The 17,500-nt window shown below is 39.8% G+C and carries 15 protein-coding genes; 13 read left to right on the top strand and 2 right to left on the bottom strand.

From position 1 onward, the window contains the following. The first annotated feature begins 19 nt into the window (after positions 1 to 19). Both BUA60_RS13045 and BUA60_RS13040 read left to right on the top strand, forming a co-directional pair. Complete coding sequence (locus tag BUA60_RS13045) at positions 20 to 1,357, top strand: carboxypeptidase-like regulatory domain-containing protein (protein WP_072862328.1); 1,338 nt, start codon at positions 20 to 22, stop codon at positions 1,355 to 1,357. A 93-nt stretch (positions 1,358 to 1,450) separates the two neighbouring features. Further along, positions 1,451 to 2,509 (top strand): S66 peptidase family protein, encoded by a 1,059-nt coding sequence (locus tag BUA60_RS13040; RefSeq protein WP_072862326.1) that lies wholly within the window; start codon positions 1,451 to 1,453, stop codon positions 2,507 to 2,509. 117 nt (positions 2,510 to 2,626) lie between these two features. On the opposite strand, the gene recQ is transcribed toward BUA60_RS13040, so the two are convergent. Then, positions 2,627 to 4,828, bottom strand: coding sequence for a DNA helicase RecQ (gene recQ, locus BUA60_RS13035; RefSeq protein ID WP_072862724.1), 2,202 nt, complete (start codon positions 4,826 to 4,828; stop codon positions 2,627 to 2,629). A 210-nt stretch (positions 4,829 to 5,038) separates the two neighbouring features. Between recQ and BUA60_RS13030 the strand changes: the two genes are divergently transcribed. The 4 genes from BUA60_RS13030 to lptB all read left to right on the top strand — a co-directional run bounded on the left by BUA60_RS13030 (position 5,039) and on the right by lptB (position 7,984). After that, positions 5,039 to 6,004, top strand: a complete 966-nt coding sequence (locus tag BUA60_RS13030) for a KpsF/GutQ family sugar-phosphate isomerase (RefSeq protein WP_072862324.1) — start codon at positions 5,039 to 5,041, stop codon at positions 6,002 to 6,004. After that, positions 6,004 to 6,846, top strand: coding sequence for a twin-arginine translocase subunit TatC (gene tatC / locus BUA60_RS13025; RefSeq protein ID WP_072862322.1), 843 nt, complete (start codon positions 6,004 to 6,006; stop codon positions 6,844 to 6,846). The genes BUA60_RS13030 and tatC overlap by 1 nt, the downstream gene beginning before the upstream one ends. Beyond that, positions 6,830 to 7,180: a carboxymuconolactone decarboxylase family protein gene (locus BUA60_RS13020; protein WP_031442895.1), complete on the top strand. Its 351-nt coding sequence runs from the start codon at positions 6,830 to 6,832 to the stop codon at positions 7,178 to 7,180. The genes tatC and BUA60_RS13020 overlap by 17 nt, the downstream gene beginning before the upstream one ends. A gap of 63 nt (positions 7,181 to 7,243) precedes the next feature. Further along, positions 7,244 to 7,984 (top strand): LPS export ABC transporter ATP-binding protein, encoded by a 741-nt coding sequence (gene lptB, locus BUA60_RS13015; RefSeq protein WP_072862320.1) that lies wholly within the window; start codon positions 7,244 to 7,246, stop codon positions 7,982 to 7,984. Between the two features lie 124 nt (positions 7,985 to 8,108). Here lptB and BUA60_RS13010 read toward each other — a convergent pair whose 3' ends face one another. After that, complete coding sequence (locus BUA60_RS13010) at positions 8,109 to 8,870, bottom strand: CDP-alcohol phosphatidyltransferase family protein (protein ID WP_072862722.1); 762 nt, start codon at positions 8,868 to 8,870, stop codon at positions 8,109 to 8,111. Positions 8,871 to 9,068: 198 nt separating this feature from the next. On the opposite strand from BUA60_RS13010, the gene BUA60_RS13005 reads away from it, so the two are divergent. The 7 genes from BUA60_RS13005 (at position 9,069) to secA (ending at position 17,451) form a co-directional block, all read left to right on the top strand. After that, positions 9,069 to 10,253, top strand: a complete 1,185-nt coding sequence (locus tag BUA60_RS13005) for a lipoprotein N-acyltransferase Lnb domain-containing protein (protein WP_072862318.1) — start codon at positions 9,069 to 9,071, stop codon at positions 10,251 to 10,253. 8 nt (positions 10,254 to 10,261) lie between these two features. Next, complete coding sequence (locus tag BUA60_RS13000; protein ID WP_072862317.1) at positions 10,262 to 12,142, top strand: ABC-F family ATP-binding cassette domain-containing protein; 1,881 nt, start codon at positions 10,262 to 10,264, stop codon at positions 12,140 to 12,142. Positions 12,143 to 12,164: 22 nt separating this feature from the next. After that, complete coding sequence (locus tag BUA60_RS12995) at positions 12,165 to 12,671, top strand: hypothetical protein (RefSeq protein ID WP_072862315.1); 507 nt, start codon at positions 12,165 to 12,167, stop codon at positions 12,669 to 12,671. A gap of 46 nt (positions 12,672 to 12,717) precedes the next feature. Then, positions 12,718 to 12,873 (top strand): hypothetical protein, encoded by a 156-nt coding sequence (locus tag BUA60_RS23045; protein WP_176225577.1) that lies wholly within the window; start codon positions 12,718 to 12,720, stop codon positions 12,871 to 12,873. A 106-nt stretch (positions 12,874 to 12,979) separates the two neighbouring features. Then, complete coding sequence (locus BUA60_RS12990) at positions 12,980 to 13,555, top strand: cob(I)yrinic acid a,c-diamide adenosyltransferase (protein ID WP_072862313.1); 576 nt, start codon at positions 12,980 to 12,982, stop codon at positions 13,553 to 13,555. Between the two features lie 137 nt (positions 13,556 to 13,692). Further along, positions 13,693 to 13,917: a DUF2795 domain-containing protein gene (locus BUA60_RS12985; RefSeq protein ID WP_013994285.1), complete on the top strand. Its 225-nt coding sequence runs from the start codon at positions 13,693 to 13,695 to the stop codon at positions 13,915 to 13,917. A 174-nt stretch (positions 13,918 to 14,091) separates the two neighbouring features. Next, positions 14,092 to 17,451 (top strand): preprotein translocase subunit SecA, encoded by a 3,360-nt coding sequence (gene secA / locus BUA60_RS12980; RefSeq protein WP_072862312.1) that lies wholly within the window; start codon positions 14,092 to 14,094, stop codon positions 17,449 to 17,451. The last annotated feature ends 49 nt before the right edge of the window (positions 17,452 to 17,500 follow it).

The raw sequence follows: 17,500 nt of genomic DNA, 5'->3' as shown, positions 1-17,500 counted from the left end.
AACAATTAAATTTAAACAGATGAAACTCGAAAAAACTCTTTTTAGTAAATTCCCCCTTATAGCTGCAATATCTTTTTTATTGTTTTTAGGGGTAACGCCCTCCGTTTCGGCGGCCCTCCTGTATCAAGACATGCAGGAACAGGAAAATTCATTTAACCAATATCAAGGTAAAATTATTGATAGTGAAACCAAAAACCCATTGGTCTTCGCCACTCTTTCCATTGATAATACCAATATTAGTACCGTTAGTAATACCGAGGGTTACTTTTCATTGAAAGTCCCCAAGGACATTAGCGAAGGACAGGTTAGTGTTTCCTTTTTGGGATACGAGACCAGAACGATCCCTTTAAGCCAGTTGAAGGAAAATAAAAACGAAATTGAACTGACAGTAAGTTTTATGGAATTATCCGAGGTGAGCCTCGCCGTTCCTAAAGACGCTAAAGCCCTGGTCAAGGAAACGCTGCTTAGGAAAGGTGAAAATTATTTTGACGACCCCACCTTAATGACAGCCTTTTACAGGGAAACCATTAAAAAAAGAAGGAAAAACGTTTCTTTATCCGAAGCCGTGGTAAATATTTACAAGTCTCCCTACAATTCCGATCGTAGGGACGCATTACAGCTCTACAAAGCGAGGAAGAGCACCGATTATGACAAACTGGACACCTTGGCCATTAAACTGCAAGGAGGACCTTTTAACACCCTCTTTGTGGACATGATCAAATACCCACAATACATCTTTACGGAAGAAACGTTTGATGATTATAACTTTAGCTTTGAAAACTCCACCAAAGTTAACGACAAACTTATCTTCGTTATCAATTTCAAACAAAAGGAATCCATTACAGACCCCTTGTACCAAGGCAAACTGTATATTGATGCCGACAAAAAAATTCTGACCAGCGCCATATATTCCTTGAACATTACGGACCGGGACAAGGCAGCCAAAATGTTCGTTCGTAAAAAACCCGCCCATGCCAATGTATGGCCAACGGATATTGCGTACCGTGTGGATTACAGGGAAAAGAACGGAAAATGGTATTACGGGTACAGCAATGTTCTATTGGAATTCAAAATTAATTGGGACGATCGACTTTTCAATTCGGTATACAGCATGACCTGCGAAATGGCCATTACCGACTGGGAGAAGAACACCACAGGCGAATCGCCCAAATTTAAGGACCGTATTAAATCTTCCATAATTCTAGAGGATGAGGCCATCGGGTTTTCAGACCCGGATTTTTGGGGCGAGTACAATATCATAGAGCCGGAAAAATCTATTGAATCTGCTATTAAAAAAATACAAAGACAGCTAAGAAGGTCCAAATCCAAAGAGGACTCCTCCTCTTTGGGAATGTAGAACTATTATATTTGAACAATGAAGTCCGTCATGTTTATGACGGACTTTTTTTATGCTATTTTTTATATATTTAGGTGATAGAAAATAAGCTTAATGAAAAAAAGGAGACAGTTCTTTAAAACAGCCCTTGGGGCAGGGGTAGCCACCCTAGTACCATCAACAATTTTTGCCAATCCACAGGAAAGAAAATCGCCCCTTGTACCCCTAAAGCCCAAAGCATTAAAAAAAGGAGATACTATAGGTCTTATTGCACCTGGTTACGCCATAAAACCCGAGGTTCTTGTAGAGGCCAAAGAGACTTTGGAAAAAATGGGATTTATACCTTACCATACGGATCGCATACACGGGAACTATGGTTACTTCAGCAATACGGATGCGGAAAGGGTTGCAGATTTGAACGAAATGTTCGCGAATAAAAAGGTAGACGGCATCCTTTGCGCACGTGGGGGATATGGATGCACTAGGATTATGCATTTAATAGATTATGATCTTATTAGAAAAAACCCCAAAGCCTTAATTGGTTTTAGCGACATTACAGCGCTTTTAAATGGGATACATCAGGAAACGGGCCTTATTACGTTTCACGGACCAGTAGGGAGCACCATCAATGATCCTTATAGTATTGAGCAACTGCAAAATGTGGTGATGAAATCCAAAGAATTGCCCCCCATTATAAACAATGTAGAAATTACAGATCTAGAAGAATACAGCAAACCTGAATATGATAGATATTGTATTAAACCAGGAATTGTAACGGGAAAATTGGTAGGTGGTAGTCTAACTTTGGTAAATGCCCTAATAGGAACCCCCCATGAAATTGATTTTACGGATGCCATCGTATTTCTTGAAGATATAGAAGAAGCCCCCTATCGCATAGACAGAATGCTGACCCAATTGATGCAGGGCAAGACCTTTAATAAGGCGGCAGGAATTGCCTTAGGTGTTTTTAAAGGATGTGATAGTGTTCCCGATCCCAAATCGTTTACACTTAAGGAAGTGATACTGGATAGAATTAAACCCCTGAATATACCGGCAGTTTACGGGATGACATTTGGCCATATAGAAAACAACTTTACACTCCCAATAGGAATCAATGCCAAATTGGATACTCAGAAAATGACACTACAGTTATTGGAAAAGGCGGTACGATAAATATTCCACCGAAACTTATGGACCGCTAACTATTAATTAAAGAAAGCATTTTACAGTAAAGCATAATGCAGCCATATTTAGCATGGCTGCTTTTGTTTAAAGTCAATAGATCATCGGTTAGTTGGCCACTTCACTAATAAACTTCAGTCTGTATAGCCGGAGCTCTTCATCTTCATATTCCCCATCAAACTCCTTTAAGGCCACTTCAAGATCGTCCGTATTGGCTTCCAAGAAGTAATCATGGATTTCTTCTTGCTGATCCTCATCCAAAATCTCATCGATCCAATAGGCGATATTCAATTTGGTACCACTAAAGACAATTTGTTCCATCTCCTTGATCAACTCGTTCAATTCCAACCCCTTTGCGGAAGCGATATCATCCAATGGCAATTTTCTATCTACATTCTGAATGATATAAAGTTTAAGGGAGGAATTGGCACCTGTACTTTTTACGATCAGATCATCGGGTCTTAAAATGTTGTTATCCTCAACGTAGGAAGCAATCTGATCTACAAATGGCTTGCCGTATTTTTTAGCCTTACCTTCCCCAACTCCATAGATATTGACCAGTTCATCCAAGGATATTGGATATTTAAGGGCCATATCTTCCAAGGAAGGATCCTGAAACACAACAAAAGGCGGAACACCCAATTTATGGGCCTCTTTTTTTCTTAAATCTTTTAGGATCTTCAATAAATTATCATCTGCCACACCTCCAGAAGATTTGGCCGCGCTTACAATAGCGTCATCCGTCTCCTTATTGTAAACATGATCCATGGTCATCATAAATGATGCTGGATTTTTTACAAATTCCTTCCCTAGTGGGGTTACATGCAAAATACCGTATTGTTCAATTTCCTTTCTAAGTAAACCGGCAACCAAGGTCTGTCGAATCAGAGCCATCCAATAACCTTTATCCTTATCATTTCCTATCCCAAAAAATTCCTTTTCGTCGGTCTTATGAGAGGAAATCAGGGCATTTACTTTCCCTACCAAGGTCCTAACCACCTCTTTGGATTTGAATTTTTCGCTAGTACCCGTTACTACATTGATGAGCTTAACCACATCGTCCTTAGCCTCCTGCTTTTCCTTGGGATTTCGGGTATTGTCATCCATATCGGCACCATCACCGTTAATTTCGTCGAATTCCTCCCCAAAATAATGAAGTATAAATTTTCTTCGGGACATTGAAGTTTCGGCGTACCCTACAATTTCCTGTAGCAGGGCGTTTCCTATCTCCTGTTCTGCCACGGGTTTTCCAGACATAAATTTTTCCAGTTTTTCCACATCCTTATAGGAGTAGAATGCAAGGCAATGTCCTTCTCCCCCATCCCTTCCAGCCCTACCAGTCTCCTGATAATAGCTTTCTATGCTCTTAGGAATATCGTGATGAATTACAAAACGAACGTCCGGTTTATCTATCCCCATCCCAAATGCAATGGTGGCAACCACTACATCCACATCCTCCATAAGGAACATGTCCTGGTGCTTGGACCTAGTTTTACCATCCAATCCCGCATGATATGGTACCGCACTAACACCGTTCACTTGTAATACCTGTGCCAGCTCCTCTACCCGTTTCCTACTAAGACAATAAATAATGCCCGATTTACCGGAATTTTGTTTTATAAAACGAATGATGTCACCATCAACATTTTGGGTTTTAGGCCTAACTTCGTAATATAGATTTGGTCTATTAAAACTTGCCTTGAACACTTTGGCATCCGTTATTCCCAAATTTTTAATAATATCTTCCTGTACCTTGGGGGTCGCGGTGGCAGTTAGGGCAATTAAAGGAATATTATCCCCTAGCCTACCAACAATAGATTTAAGATTGCGATATTCCGGCCTAAAATCGTGTCCCCATTCCGAAATACAGTGGGCCTCATCCACGGCCACGAAGGATATTTTCTCTCCCTGTAAAAAATCTACATATTCCTCCTTGGTCAAGGACTCGGGGGCTACATACAAAAGCTTGGTTACCCCACTACTTACATCATTCTTCACTTGTTTGATCTCCGTCTTTGTCAACGAAGAGTTCAAAACATGGGCCACCCCTATCTCACTGGACACATCCCTTATTGCATCTACTTGATTTTTCATCAATGCGATCAAGGGCGATACCACAATTGCAGTACCTTCCTGCATTAGCGCAGGCAATTGATAACAAAGGGATTTTCCACCACCTGTAGGCATTATTACAAAGGTATTTTTACCTTGTACAATATTCTTAACAACATTTTCCTGTAAACCTTTGAATTGGGAGAATCCAAAATACTTTTTTAGAGAGGCATGTAAATCAATCTCATTTATACCCATACCGTACTTCACCATTATTAATATTATATGTTGACGCCATCGCCAAAAATCAAATTCCTTAAGTTAAGGAATTTTGTCCTTTAAATAGGTATTTATTTGAAAAATAAATTGTTCAAATTTAAAATATTCTATAAACTTAAGATTATGTAATTTTGTAAAATAAAGATAAGACTTTCTTTTAGGAAAATCATCACATAACTTTAATTTACTTTGAGCGACACCAAAGCTATATTGGCCATAGCAAAGAAAACCATTGAAAATGAGGCCGAGGCAATTTCCTTTTTAGCGACTCTCTTAAACGAAGATTTTTCCAATGCGGTGGAATGCATCAGACATTCCAAAGGCAGGGTCATTATTTCCGGTATCGGTAAAAGTGCCCTGATCGCTTCCAAAATCGTTGCCACTTTAAATTCCACAGGTACCCCATCTATATTTATGCACGCTGCCGACGCCATACACGGTGATCTTGGAACCGTACAGAAAGACGATGTGGTTATCTGCATATCCAAAAGTGGAAATACTGCCGAAATCAAGATGCTTGTACCCTTAATAAAAAGGGGCAAAAACAAGTTAATAGGAATGACCGGGAACCCCGACTCCTTTTTGGCGGCACAGGCAGACTATATTTTAAACACTTATGTTGAAAAAGAGGCTTGCCCAAACAATCTTGCACCCACTACCAGTACAACCGCCCAATTGGTTATAGGGGATGCCCTGGCAATCTGCCTTCTAGAACTTAAGGGGTTCAGCAGCAAGGACTTTGCAAAATACCACCCTGGTGGCGCACTTGGAAAGAAATTATACTTAAGGGTAGGCGATATTGCCAGTAATAACCAGATTCCAAAGGTCAGCACCAAAAGCGATGTAAAATCTGTGATCATAGAGATCTCTGAAAAAATGTTGGGCGCCGCGGCGGTATTGGAAGACCAAAAAATTGTTGGAATAATAACTGATGGCGATATTAGGCGTATGCTCAATAAGTATGACAATATTTATGGCCTAACTGCCAAGGACATCATGAGCGTTACTCCTAAAACAATAGCTTCGGACGTCCTTGCCGTAAAGGCATTGGAAATAATGCAGGCCAATAATATCTCACAAATATTGGTTGTTGATGGAGAGAATTACAAAGGAATAGTACATTTACACAATTTAATTAAAGAAGGCATACTGTAATGACAAAAAAGAATAAGACCCCAAATGAAATGTCGTTCCTGGACCATTTGGAAGAACTAAGATGGCATTTAATAAGATCAACCTTGGCTGTAGTTATTATCGGAGGGGTAGCTTTTTTAATGAAAGGATTCATTTTTGATACGGTCATTTTTGGCCCGATGATGCCAGATTTCCCCACTTATCACGTTTTCTGCGACTTTTCCAAGTTATTGGGTTTTAGTGAGGCATTTTGTAATACTGAACCGGAATTTACGGTTCAGAGTAGGCAAATGTCCGAACAATTCTCCGCACATATCTGGACTTCCATTTGGGCAGGTTTTATTATAGGATTTCCCTATGTACTCTATGAAATGTGGAAATTTATTGCTCCCGGACTGTATGATAATGAGCGTCAGAACGCAAGGGGATTTATCTTTATCGCTTCCTTTCTTTTCTTTACGGGCGTATTGTTCGGATACTACGTAGTAGCTCCATTGTCCATTAACTTTTTAGGAGGCTACTCCATAAGTGATTCAGTGGTGAGGGAAATAGATTTGGTTTCCTATATCTCTACCGTAAGGGCAGCCGTAATTGCCTGCGGTTTAATATTCGAATTGCCCATTATCATTTATTTCTTGACCAAAGTAGGTTTGGTTACCCCGGAAATACTCCGAAAATACAGAAAAATAGCCCTAGTCGTGGTACTTATTATATCCGCAGTAATTACCCCTCCGGATGTTGCAAGTCAGATAATTGTGGCAGTTCCTATTTTAATCCTATACCAAATAAGTATTTACATTTCCAAGGTGGTATTAAGAAGGGAAGCCAAAAAAAATCAGAAGAAAAATGTCAAATCAAGTTAAGGAATTTAATGACTATCGTTCCAAAATGAACGAAAAGCTCTTAGCGGACAACAACAAGATTATAAAAAGAATCTTCAACCTGGACACCAATGCCTATGCCGCCGGCGCTCTGGATGTAAAGACCAAAGAGCTATTGGGATTGGTTGCCTCTGCTGTTCTACGCTGCGACGATTGTGTAAAATACCATCTGGAAAGCTCCTATAATGAAGGAGCCAGCAAGGAAGAAGTCATGGAAACTTTGGGCATTGCCACCCTTGTAGGCGGCACTATAGTAGTCCCCCACTTGAGAAGGGCCTATGAATATTGGGAGGAATTGGAAAAACAAGAAGGTTAAAAAATCTACAATATCTTTTCCCAAACTAATATAAGGCTTAGTTTTGGGGAATAGAAAGGTACTATGAAGCTAAGAGCAGATAATATAATGAAGTCCTATCGAGGGCGTCAAGTAGTTAAAGGAATTTCATTGGAAGTAAACCAAGGAGAGATCGTTGGTTTATTAGGACCCAATGGTGCCGGAAAAACAACATCTTTCTATATGATAGTGGGGTTGATAAAACCCAATGGAGGAAATATTTATCTGGATAAAATGGAAATTACGCGCTTCCCTATGTACAAGAGAGCGCAAAATGGTATTGGATATTTGGCCCAAGAAGCCTCTGTATTTAGAAAATTGAGTATAGAACAAAACATTCTAAGCGTGCTTCAGTTGACCAAATTGAGCAAGAAGGAGCAGCTAATGAAAATGGAATCGCTCATTGAAGAATTTGGCCTGGGACATATTCGCAAGAACCGTGGGGATCTTTTGTCGGGTGGTGAAAGAAGGCGTACGGAGATAGCAAGGGCCTTGGCAACAGATCCGAAATTCATCTTATTGGACGAACCCTTCGCGGGAGTAGACCCCGTGGCCGTTGAGGATATTCAGAGAATTGTAGCCCAACTTAAAAATAAGAATATCGGTATTCTCATTACAGACCACAACGTACAGGAAACTTTGGCAATTACAGAGCGTTCCTACCTTATGTTTGAAGGGGGTATCCTTAAATCCGGGATTCCAGAAGACCTGGCTGCCGATGAAATGGTAAGAAAGGTATATTTGGGTCAGAATTTTGAGCTTCGTAGAAAGAAATTGGATTTTTAAATAAAGTTAATCCCTTTGAACGTAAATTGTTCAAAGCAACAATCCTTCCCAAGTTCAACCCATTTTTTTATTCTATTAATCGATTGGGCCGACCACTTTGAGGTCGATCCATATATATAAGTAATCAATCCTGTTTCGGTGTTTTTAAGTTATTCACCAAAGAGCTTATAATATAAAAAGCTATTATGCCCGGAATAGCCATAAATTTCATGGTGAGGATCAGCACAAAACTCACTACGATAAAAATATAGCGCAGAGCATTATCCCTAAAACTCCAATTTTTAAACTTCAGGGCAAATAAACCAATATTGGCATTTAACAGATACGAACTCAATAGCGTTGTCCCGATCAAGAACCATTTATTCAAGATTATCGTATTTAAAAAATCATTGTTATGATAAAGCAATATTAAGGGAAAGGAAAGTATCAACAAGGCATTGGCAGGTGTAGGGAGTCCCACAAAAGAGGAAACCTGATTTTCATCGAGATTAAATTTTGCCAAGCGATAGGCAGAGGCCAGAGTAATTAAAAACCCAAAAAAAGGAATCAAGGGAATGTCGAAGGCGGCCCAATGCATGGTCTCCGGCGAATCTGGTTGAAGACCAATGTTCCATCCTCCGCTATAGGACATACTCAACAGCTGAAACATTACTATGCCGGGCACCAAACCACTTGTAATTACATCGGCAAGGGAATCCAATTGAAGCCCCAACTCACTTCTCACGTTCAAGGCCCTGGCGGCCAATCCATCGAAAAAATCAAAAAAAATACCCAAAAAGACAAAAAAGGCAGCCACCTCCAACTTGTTCAAAACTGCAAACACGGTGGCTATACAACCACAAAAAACATTTAACAAAGTTATAATATTAGGAATATGGCGCTTCATAGGTCTTATTTTACTTGGTTTTTCACCATCAATTGCACATTGCAAATTAGGTGCCATCATGTAAAAATACCATTTATTAAAAAATGCTGTTAAAATATATCCTGTTTTTTATAATAGCTTGTACTATCATACTTAAATCCTATAAATTATTCGATATTTGCGTTGGTAATTTCAAAAAATAGTGGCTCCCAATAGTATATGAGCATAAGGATTCTTTTTATTGCATTTTTTATGGGCCTGATGTTCCACGGAACCGCACAGGTTAGGGAATTATCTCCCGAATCACAAATAAGCGTTTTAACCTGTGGCTCTGGCAGCGACCTATACACCACTTTTGGCCATAGCGCTTTCAGAATCCAAGATCCCACCCAGGGAATAGACTGGGTGTACAATTATGGGACTTTTAATTTTGACCCGCCCATGTTCTACGTGGAATTTGCCATGGGTAAATTATACTATTCCTTGAGCAAGCAAAATATGCCCAATTTTTTGTATGCCTATGAAATGGAAAATAGATGGGTAAAAGAACAACTCTTGCAACTTGCCCCTACAGAAAAGAATGAATTGTTCCGATTTTTGGAAAACAATTATCGCCCAGAAAATAGGGATTACAAATACGATTTCTTTTTCAACAATTGCGCCACCAAAATAGGGGATGTCCTGCAAGAGGCCTTAGGTGGAAACCTTCATTTTAATGAGGGCCATTTGGAAAAAAACTACACCTTCAGGCAGCTTATACACCAAAACCTTATTACCAATTCTTGGTCCAGTTTCGGGATAGATTTGGCCTTGGGCTCTGTAATAGACAGAACAGCTACTGATAAGGAACATATGTTTTTACCCATATATGTAAAGGAACAATTAGGCAATACCACCATATCCGAACATAATCTGGTAATAAGGGACAGAACCATTTTAACTTCCGTAAAAAAGGAGGAAAAGGGATACTTTCTAGCTTCTCCCCTATTTTGGATATTGGCAATGTTATTGTTTGTCCTTACCATTACCTATATCGACTATAAGAATCATACCAGAAGTAGGATCTTGGATTCCGTACTATTTTTTGTTACGGGGCTGGCGGGAATGCTACTCGTTTTCCTTTGGTTTTTTACAGACCATACGGCTACCGCCAACAACTTTAATATCCTTTGGGTATTTCCGTTGAATTTAATTATTGGCTTTATCATTGTTAAAAAGAAAAATACTCCCAGTTGGCTGCCCAAGTACTTGTTAATTCTACTTGGATTATTGGGTGTAACCATTGTATTGGCTATATTTAAAGTACAGGTGTTCTCCCCCTTGGCCATACCCCTCTGGATTATGCTAGGCGCAAGATATCTTTTTTTATGGAAGTATTTCCAACAACACATCAGTTTAAAATAATACCTTAAATGAACCTACTTACTGTAGAAAACATATCCAAATCATTTGGCGAGTTATCACTTTTTTCAAATATTTCCTTTGGGATCAACAAGGATCAAAAGATTGCGCTAATTGCAAAAAATGGCAGCGGAAAAACTTCCATCCTAAACATACTATCCGGCAAGGATTCGTCGGACAGCGGCCAGATAAATAGTCGTAAGGGAATTCGAATTTCATTTTTGGAACAAGAACCGGACCTAGATCAAAAATTAACCGTGGAGGAAACTATCTTTGCTTCGGACAACGAGGTTTTAAAGGTTATTCAAAACTACGAACATGCCCTTTTGAATCCAGAAGATGCAGATGCCTACCAAAAGGCCTTTGAAGCTATGGAACGCTATGACGCATGGGATTTTGAAACCCAATATAAGCAGATCCTGTTCAAATTAAAATTGGAAGATCTAGATGTAAAGGTAGGACTACTTTCGGGAGGACAAAAGAAACGATTGGCATTGGCCAATGCCTTGATCAATAGGCCAGACCTTCTTATTTTGGATGAACCTACCAACCATTTGGACCTTGAAATGATAGAATGGCTGGAACAGTATTTCGCCAAGGAGAATATGACCCTCTTCATGGTTACCCACGATCGCTATTTTTTGGAACGGGTCTGCAATGAAATCATTGAATTGGATAATGGTCAGTTGTATTCCTATAAGGGCAATTATTCCTATTATTTGGAAAAGAAGGAAGCCCGTATAGAACAGGAAGCCGTAGAACAGCACAAATCCAAAATACTGTTCAAGAAAGAACTGGACTGGATGCGCAGACAGCCCAAAGCACGGACTACCAAATCAAAATCCAGAATCGACGATTTTCACACCATAAAGGAAAAGGCAAGCCAACGGAGAAAGGAACACGAGGTGCAGCTGGAAATTAATATGGAACGTATGGGGAGCAAAATTGTAGAGCTCCATAAAATATCCAAATCCTTCCCCAACAAGCCCATTCTGGACAAATTTGAATATAATTTTCTAAAGGGGGAACGTATCGGCATCATAGGAAAAAATGGCACGGGAAAATCCACCTTTTTAAATATCCTGAGCGGTACCGTGCAACCGGACAGTGGCAAGGTAATCATAGGAGAAACCATTAAGTTTGGTTATTACACCCAAAAGGGAATTACCATTAAGGAAGGCCAGAAAGTAATTGATGTTATTCGGGAATTTGGGGATTACATTCCTTTGATGAAGGGAAAACAAATTTCTGCCCAACAACTATTGGAACGTTTTCTTTTCGACCGTAAGAAGCAATATGATTTTGTGGAAAAATTAAGTGGAGGGGAACGCAAACGCCTTTATCTGTGTACGGTTTTAATACAAAATCCAAACTTTTTGATCCTGGATGAACCTACCAACGATCTGGACATTGTTACATTGAACGTGTTGGAAAGTTTTCTACTCGATTTCCCTGGCTGTCTTTTGGTCGTTTCCCACGACCGTTATTTTATGGACAAGATCGTGGATCACCTCTTTGTTTTTAGGGGGAATGCAGAAATTGAGGACTTCCCAGGCAATTATTCCGATTTCAGAACTTATGAGGACAGCAACATACAGGAAAACAAGGCATCCAAGGAAAAAGCCAATGAAGTAAAAAATACCAAGAATACTTGGAAAGAAGAAGAAACAGGAAAAAAGCTTTCGTTTTTGGAACAAAAGGAGTACAAACAACTGGAAAAGGAAATCCAAAAACTGGAATCCCAAAAGCTTGAAATCCAGAATAAATTTACAGACAGTACACTTTCCGGTGATGAGATCTCCAAATTATCCATCAGGCTCAAGGAGATTACAGATACTATTGAAGAAAAAACAGAAAGGTGGTTCGAGCTTTCCATGTCCATGGACGAATAAATCCTGTCCAACAAAGTATAAGATGTTATATAGGTTATTTGCATTTATTAAGTTCTGGCTGTCATCCAATAACCAGCATGGGGTACATTCTCCATTCGTCTACCGGTTTATAACCAAATGTCTATACGCTTCCCCTCATTTTAATACATCCAAGTCCAAAAATATTCTATTAAAAACAATTGCCTATTTTAAAATAGCACAAGTACAATTGGTCCCTTCCAATATTGCTTTGGAAAAGGAAATAACAAAAAACATTAAAGGGGTATCCTTTGCCAACACTTCCAATCAAATAATTTATATTGAAAAGTTACACAGGGAAACCATTGACGAGTTAATTGTTGACAATAATAGCATTGCCAATGATACTGTTGTTTTGGTAAATGGGATCTACCAAACGGAGTATACCCACAAATTATGGGAAAGTATAAAAGAATTGAATCAGGTAACGGTAACCATGGACCTTTTTTACTGTGGACTGGTATTTTTTAGAAGGGAACAAGCCAAGGAGCATTTTAAGATTCGGATTTAAACCCGTATTTTTAATGGAGATAAAGAAATTCATAAAAACATGACCGATGGACTACATCATTTACATAGTACTTGCCGTTCTTGGAGTTATTTTCTTTGTTGCCCAAGGGTTTACCAAAAGAAGAACCAGAGATAGAAAATCCAGAAAATTTATGGAAGATTATAAACGGGAGGATAGAAGCAAGTCCAACGACCAAGGATAAAACTATAAAAGACTTGCCCCAAAACAAACCTTAGTCTTGGCCAGTCTTGCCCTTCCCTATCATCCATATTATAATTAATAGCACCAAAAAATACACATAGACCGGCATGAAAATATATACCAAGACTGGAGATGATGGCACAACAGGTCTTTTTGGCGGTACCCGGGTACCGAAACATCACATCCGAATTGAAAGTTATGGCACCTTGGACGAACTCAATTCTTGGATTGGTTTAATACGGGACCAGCCAATAGAGGAATCCTCCAAGAAGATATTGATAAAAATTCAAGAAAAACTATTTACGGTTGGGGCCTTATTGGCGATCGACCCCAAGAAAGAAAAACTGAAAAGTGGAAAGGACCGTTTAAATATTCCTAAAATCGAGGCCGAAGATATAAACCTCCTAGAGAAGGAAATAGACCTGATGGAACAGCAGCTGCCCCCTATGACCCATTTTATATTGCCTGGAGGGCATACAACAGTGTCATATTGTCATATTGCAAGGACTATTTGCCGTAGGGCGGAGCGTCTAGTGTCGCAATTAAACGATTTTGAGCCTGTAGACCCTATCTTGTTATCCTATATTAACAGACTTTCCGATTTTCTCTTTGTATTGGCACGAAAATTGTCCTATGATGTACAAGCTGAGGAAATAAAGTGGATTCCGGAGAAGCAGAACTAATAAATTCGTTAATTCTTCGTTATCAAATTATTAAAGCGATAAAAGTAGAATAGAATTGGATGAATTTTTCGCAAAAAAACTTGGCAGTTTCAGTTTAAAAATTACTTTTGCAAAATATTAAAAAATAAATAATTACGATGTATTGGACATTAGAATTAGCATCTTATTTGAGCGATGCGCCCTGGCCCGCAACAAAAGACGAATTGATAGATTACTCAATTAGAACCGGTGCACCTTTGGAGGTTGTAGAAAACCTACAGTCCATGGAGGAAGAAGGAGGGGAGATTTATGAATCAATCGAAGAGATTTGGCCAGACTATCCTACCGAAGAAGACTATCTTTGGAACGAGGACGAGTATTAAAATATTAACGGAATTACAACAAAAAAGTCTCATATGAGGCTTTTTTTTTACGTAATTTTGATGTTGGAACTCTTGTATCCAAAAGATGGCATTGCAAGTGCCAACTAGAATATTTTATGCACATACATTGGAAAAGGCTTTTACCAAGTCTTTCATTAATAACAGAAAATCATTATGAGTTTTTTAAATTCAGTATTAAAGGTATTTGTAGGGGATAAATCAAAGAAAGATGTCAAGGACCTACAACCTTTGGTCAATCAAATAAAATCGTTCGAAGCGGCTTTGGAAAAATTAAGCCACGATGAACTTAGGGCAAAGACTGCTTTTTTTAAGAATAAAATAAAAGAAGATTGCAAAGAGATCAATGAGCAAATAGACAAGTTGCTAAAAGAAGTAAAGGAGTCTGCAGACATAGACAAGAACGAAGATATTTATGCGGATATAGACAAACTTAAAGGGGAAATATATACCATTTCCGAAAAGGCCCTGTCAGATATGTTGCCCGAAGCCTTTGCCGTTGTCAAGGAAACAGCAAAACGCTTTGCCAATAATGAAACCATTACCGTAAAAGCTTCCGAATACGACAGGCTACTTTCCGGTTCAAAGGATTACGTTACTTTGGATGGCGACAATGCCATCTGGAAAAACTCTTGGGATGCCGCCGGAAAGGAAGTTACCTGGGACATGGTACATTATGATGTTCAGTTAATTGGGGGGATAGCCCTTCACCAAGGAAAGATTGCGGAAATGCAAACTGGGGAAGGTAAGACCTTAGTAGCTACCCTGCCCCTCTATTTAAACGCTTTAACCGGAAACGGAGCCCATTTGGTTACCGTAAACGATTATCTGGCCAAAAGGGATAGCGCCTGGATGGCACCAATATTCGAATTCCACGGACTTTCAGTGGATTGTATAGACAAACACCAACCTAATTCTGACGGACGTAGGGCTGCCTATAACGCGGATATTACCTACGGCACCAACAATGAATTCGGCTTTGATTATCTTAGGGACAATATGGCCCATACCCCCAGTGACCTGGTTCAAAGACCCCATAATTATGCCATTGTGGATGAGGTGGATTCCGTTCTTGTAGATGATGCCCGTACCCCCTTGATCATTTCAGGACCGGTACCGGAAGGGGATCGACATGAATTTAATGAACTGAAACCCAAAGTAGGTGATATTGTCAACAAACAACGAGCCTACTTGACGGGAGTTTTGGCCGAGGCCAAAAAGTTGATTTCCGAAGGAGATACCAAAGAAGGTGGTTTCCTTTTGTTACGTGTCCACAGAGGTCTTCCTAAAAACAAAGCCTTAATAAAATTCTTGAGTGAAGAAGGGGTAAAACAGTTACTTCAAAAGACCGAGAACTTTTATATGCAGGATAACAACCGTGAAATGCCAAAGGTAGATGAAGAACTTTGGTTTGTTATCGATGAAAAAAATAACCAGATAGAGCTTACCGAAAAAGGAGTTGAATATTTATCAGGGGATGGCGACAAGGACTTTTTTGTAATGCCCGATATTGGCCATGAAATAGCAAAAATTGAGAGTCAGGATCTTGAAATCAACAAGGAAGCCGAACTAAAGGAGGAATTGTTCAAGGACTTTGCCATAAAAAGTGAGCGTATCCATACCATGAACCAACTTTTAAAGGCATACACACTTTTTGAGAAGGATGTGGAGTATGTGGTTATGGAGAACAAGGTAATGATCGTAGACGAGCAAACGGGCCGTATTATGGATGGGCGACGTTATTCTGACGGATTGCACCAGGCCATTGAAGCCAAGGAAAATGTAAAGATCGAGGCCATGACCCAAACCTTTGCCACCGTAACCTTGCAGAACTACTTTAGAATGTACAGTAAACTGGCAGGGATGACCGGTACAGCCGTTACCGAAGCCGGGGAATTTTGGGAAATTTACAAGTTGGATGTGATGGAAATCCCTACCAACAGGCCTATTGCACGAGACGACAGACAGGACTTGATCTATAAGACCAAACGCGAAAAGTACAATGCCATTATTGATGAGGTTACCAAAATATCACAGTCGGGAAGACCGGTACTTATTGGTACTACCTCTGTTGAAATTTCTGAACTTCTTTCCCGTATGTTGACCATTAGAAAAGTACCGCACAATGTACTTAACGCCAAATTGCACAAAAAAGAAGCGGATATTGTAGCCGAGGCCGGAAACGCAGGTGTGGTGACCATAGCTACCAACATGGCAGGTCGTGGTACCGACATTAAATTAAGTGAAGAAGTAAAAAAAGCTGGTGGTTTGGCCATCGTAGGAACAGAACGCCATGATTCAAGAAGGGTAGACAGACAGCTTAGAGGTCGTTCCGGGCGACAGGGAGACCCAGGAAGCTCCCAATTCTATGTTTCCTTGGAAGACAACCTTATGCGATTGTTCGGATCGGACAGGGTAGCCAAAATGATGGATAAAATGGGCTTGGAAGAAGGTGAGGTTATTCAACATTCCATGATGACGAAATCTATTGAGCGTGCCCAGAAAAAAGTGGAGGAAAACAATTTTGGTGTCCGTAAGCGATTGTTGGAATATGATGATGTTATGAACGCCCAAAGGGAAGTAGTCTACAAAAGAAGACGTCACGCCCTACAAGGCGAGCGACTTAAAGTAGATATTGCCAATATGATCTACGACACTTGCGAGGTAATTGTGGACACCAACAAGGCAGCCAGCGACTATAAGAACTTTGAATTTGAACTTATAAAATATTTCTCCATCACCTCCCCTATTAGCGAAAACGACTTTGGGAAAATGGGCGTACAGGAAATGGCGAATATTATATATAAAACGGCATATACCCATTACAAGGACAAAATGGAGCGAAACGCTGCCACGGCCTTCCCGGTCATCAAAAAGGTATATGAAGACAACGCCAATAAGTTCGAAAGAATTGTAGTGCCCTTTACGGACGGGATTAAAACCTTGAATGTGGTTACCAATCTTCAGGATGCCTACGAAAGTGACGGCAACCAATTGGTAACGGATTTTGAAAAAAACATTTCTCTCGCCATTATTGACGATTCCTGGAAAACACATCTACGAAAAATGGACGAGTTAAAACAATCTGTCCAATTGGCCGTACATGAACAAAAGGATCCCTTATTGATCTACAAATTTGAGGCCTTTGAACTTTTCAAGGGAATGATAGAAAAGGTGAACAAAGAAATAGTTTCTTTCTTGTTTAAAGGAGAACTTCCAACACAGAGTCCGGAGATTCAGGAGGCCCGAAATATTCGCAGGCCAAAGGAAAATTTAAAGACCTCCAAGGAAGAAATTCCCAACAGTGATGAAATGTCGGCCCAAAGCCGGGCTGTAGGCCAAAATCAAGGTGGACGGCCTCAGGTAACCGAAACCATTGTACGGGAAAAGGCCAAAATAGGAAGAAACGAAAGAGTCACCATAAAGAATGTAATGTCCGGCGAAAGCAAGACGGTCAAATACAAACAAGCCGAACCGCTTTTGGACAAAGGCGAATGGGTTATTATAGAAGATTAGCCAAAACACCCAACAGCTTTATAATTCAAGTAGTACACCAAAAAAAGCG

The sequence above is a fragment of the Arenibacter palladensis genome, assembly GCF_900129275.1.
GTDB lineage: Bacteria > Bacteroidota > Bacteroidia > Flavobacteriales > Flavobacteriaceae > Arenibacter > Arenibacter palladensis.
Note: the sequence above shows the minus strand (reverse complement) of the source record. Positions and strands in the feature narration are given on the sequence as shown.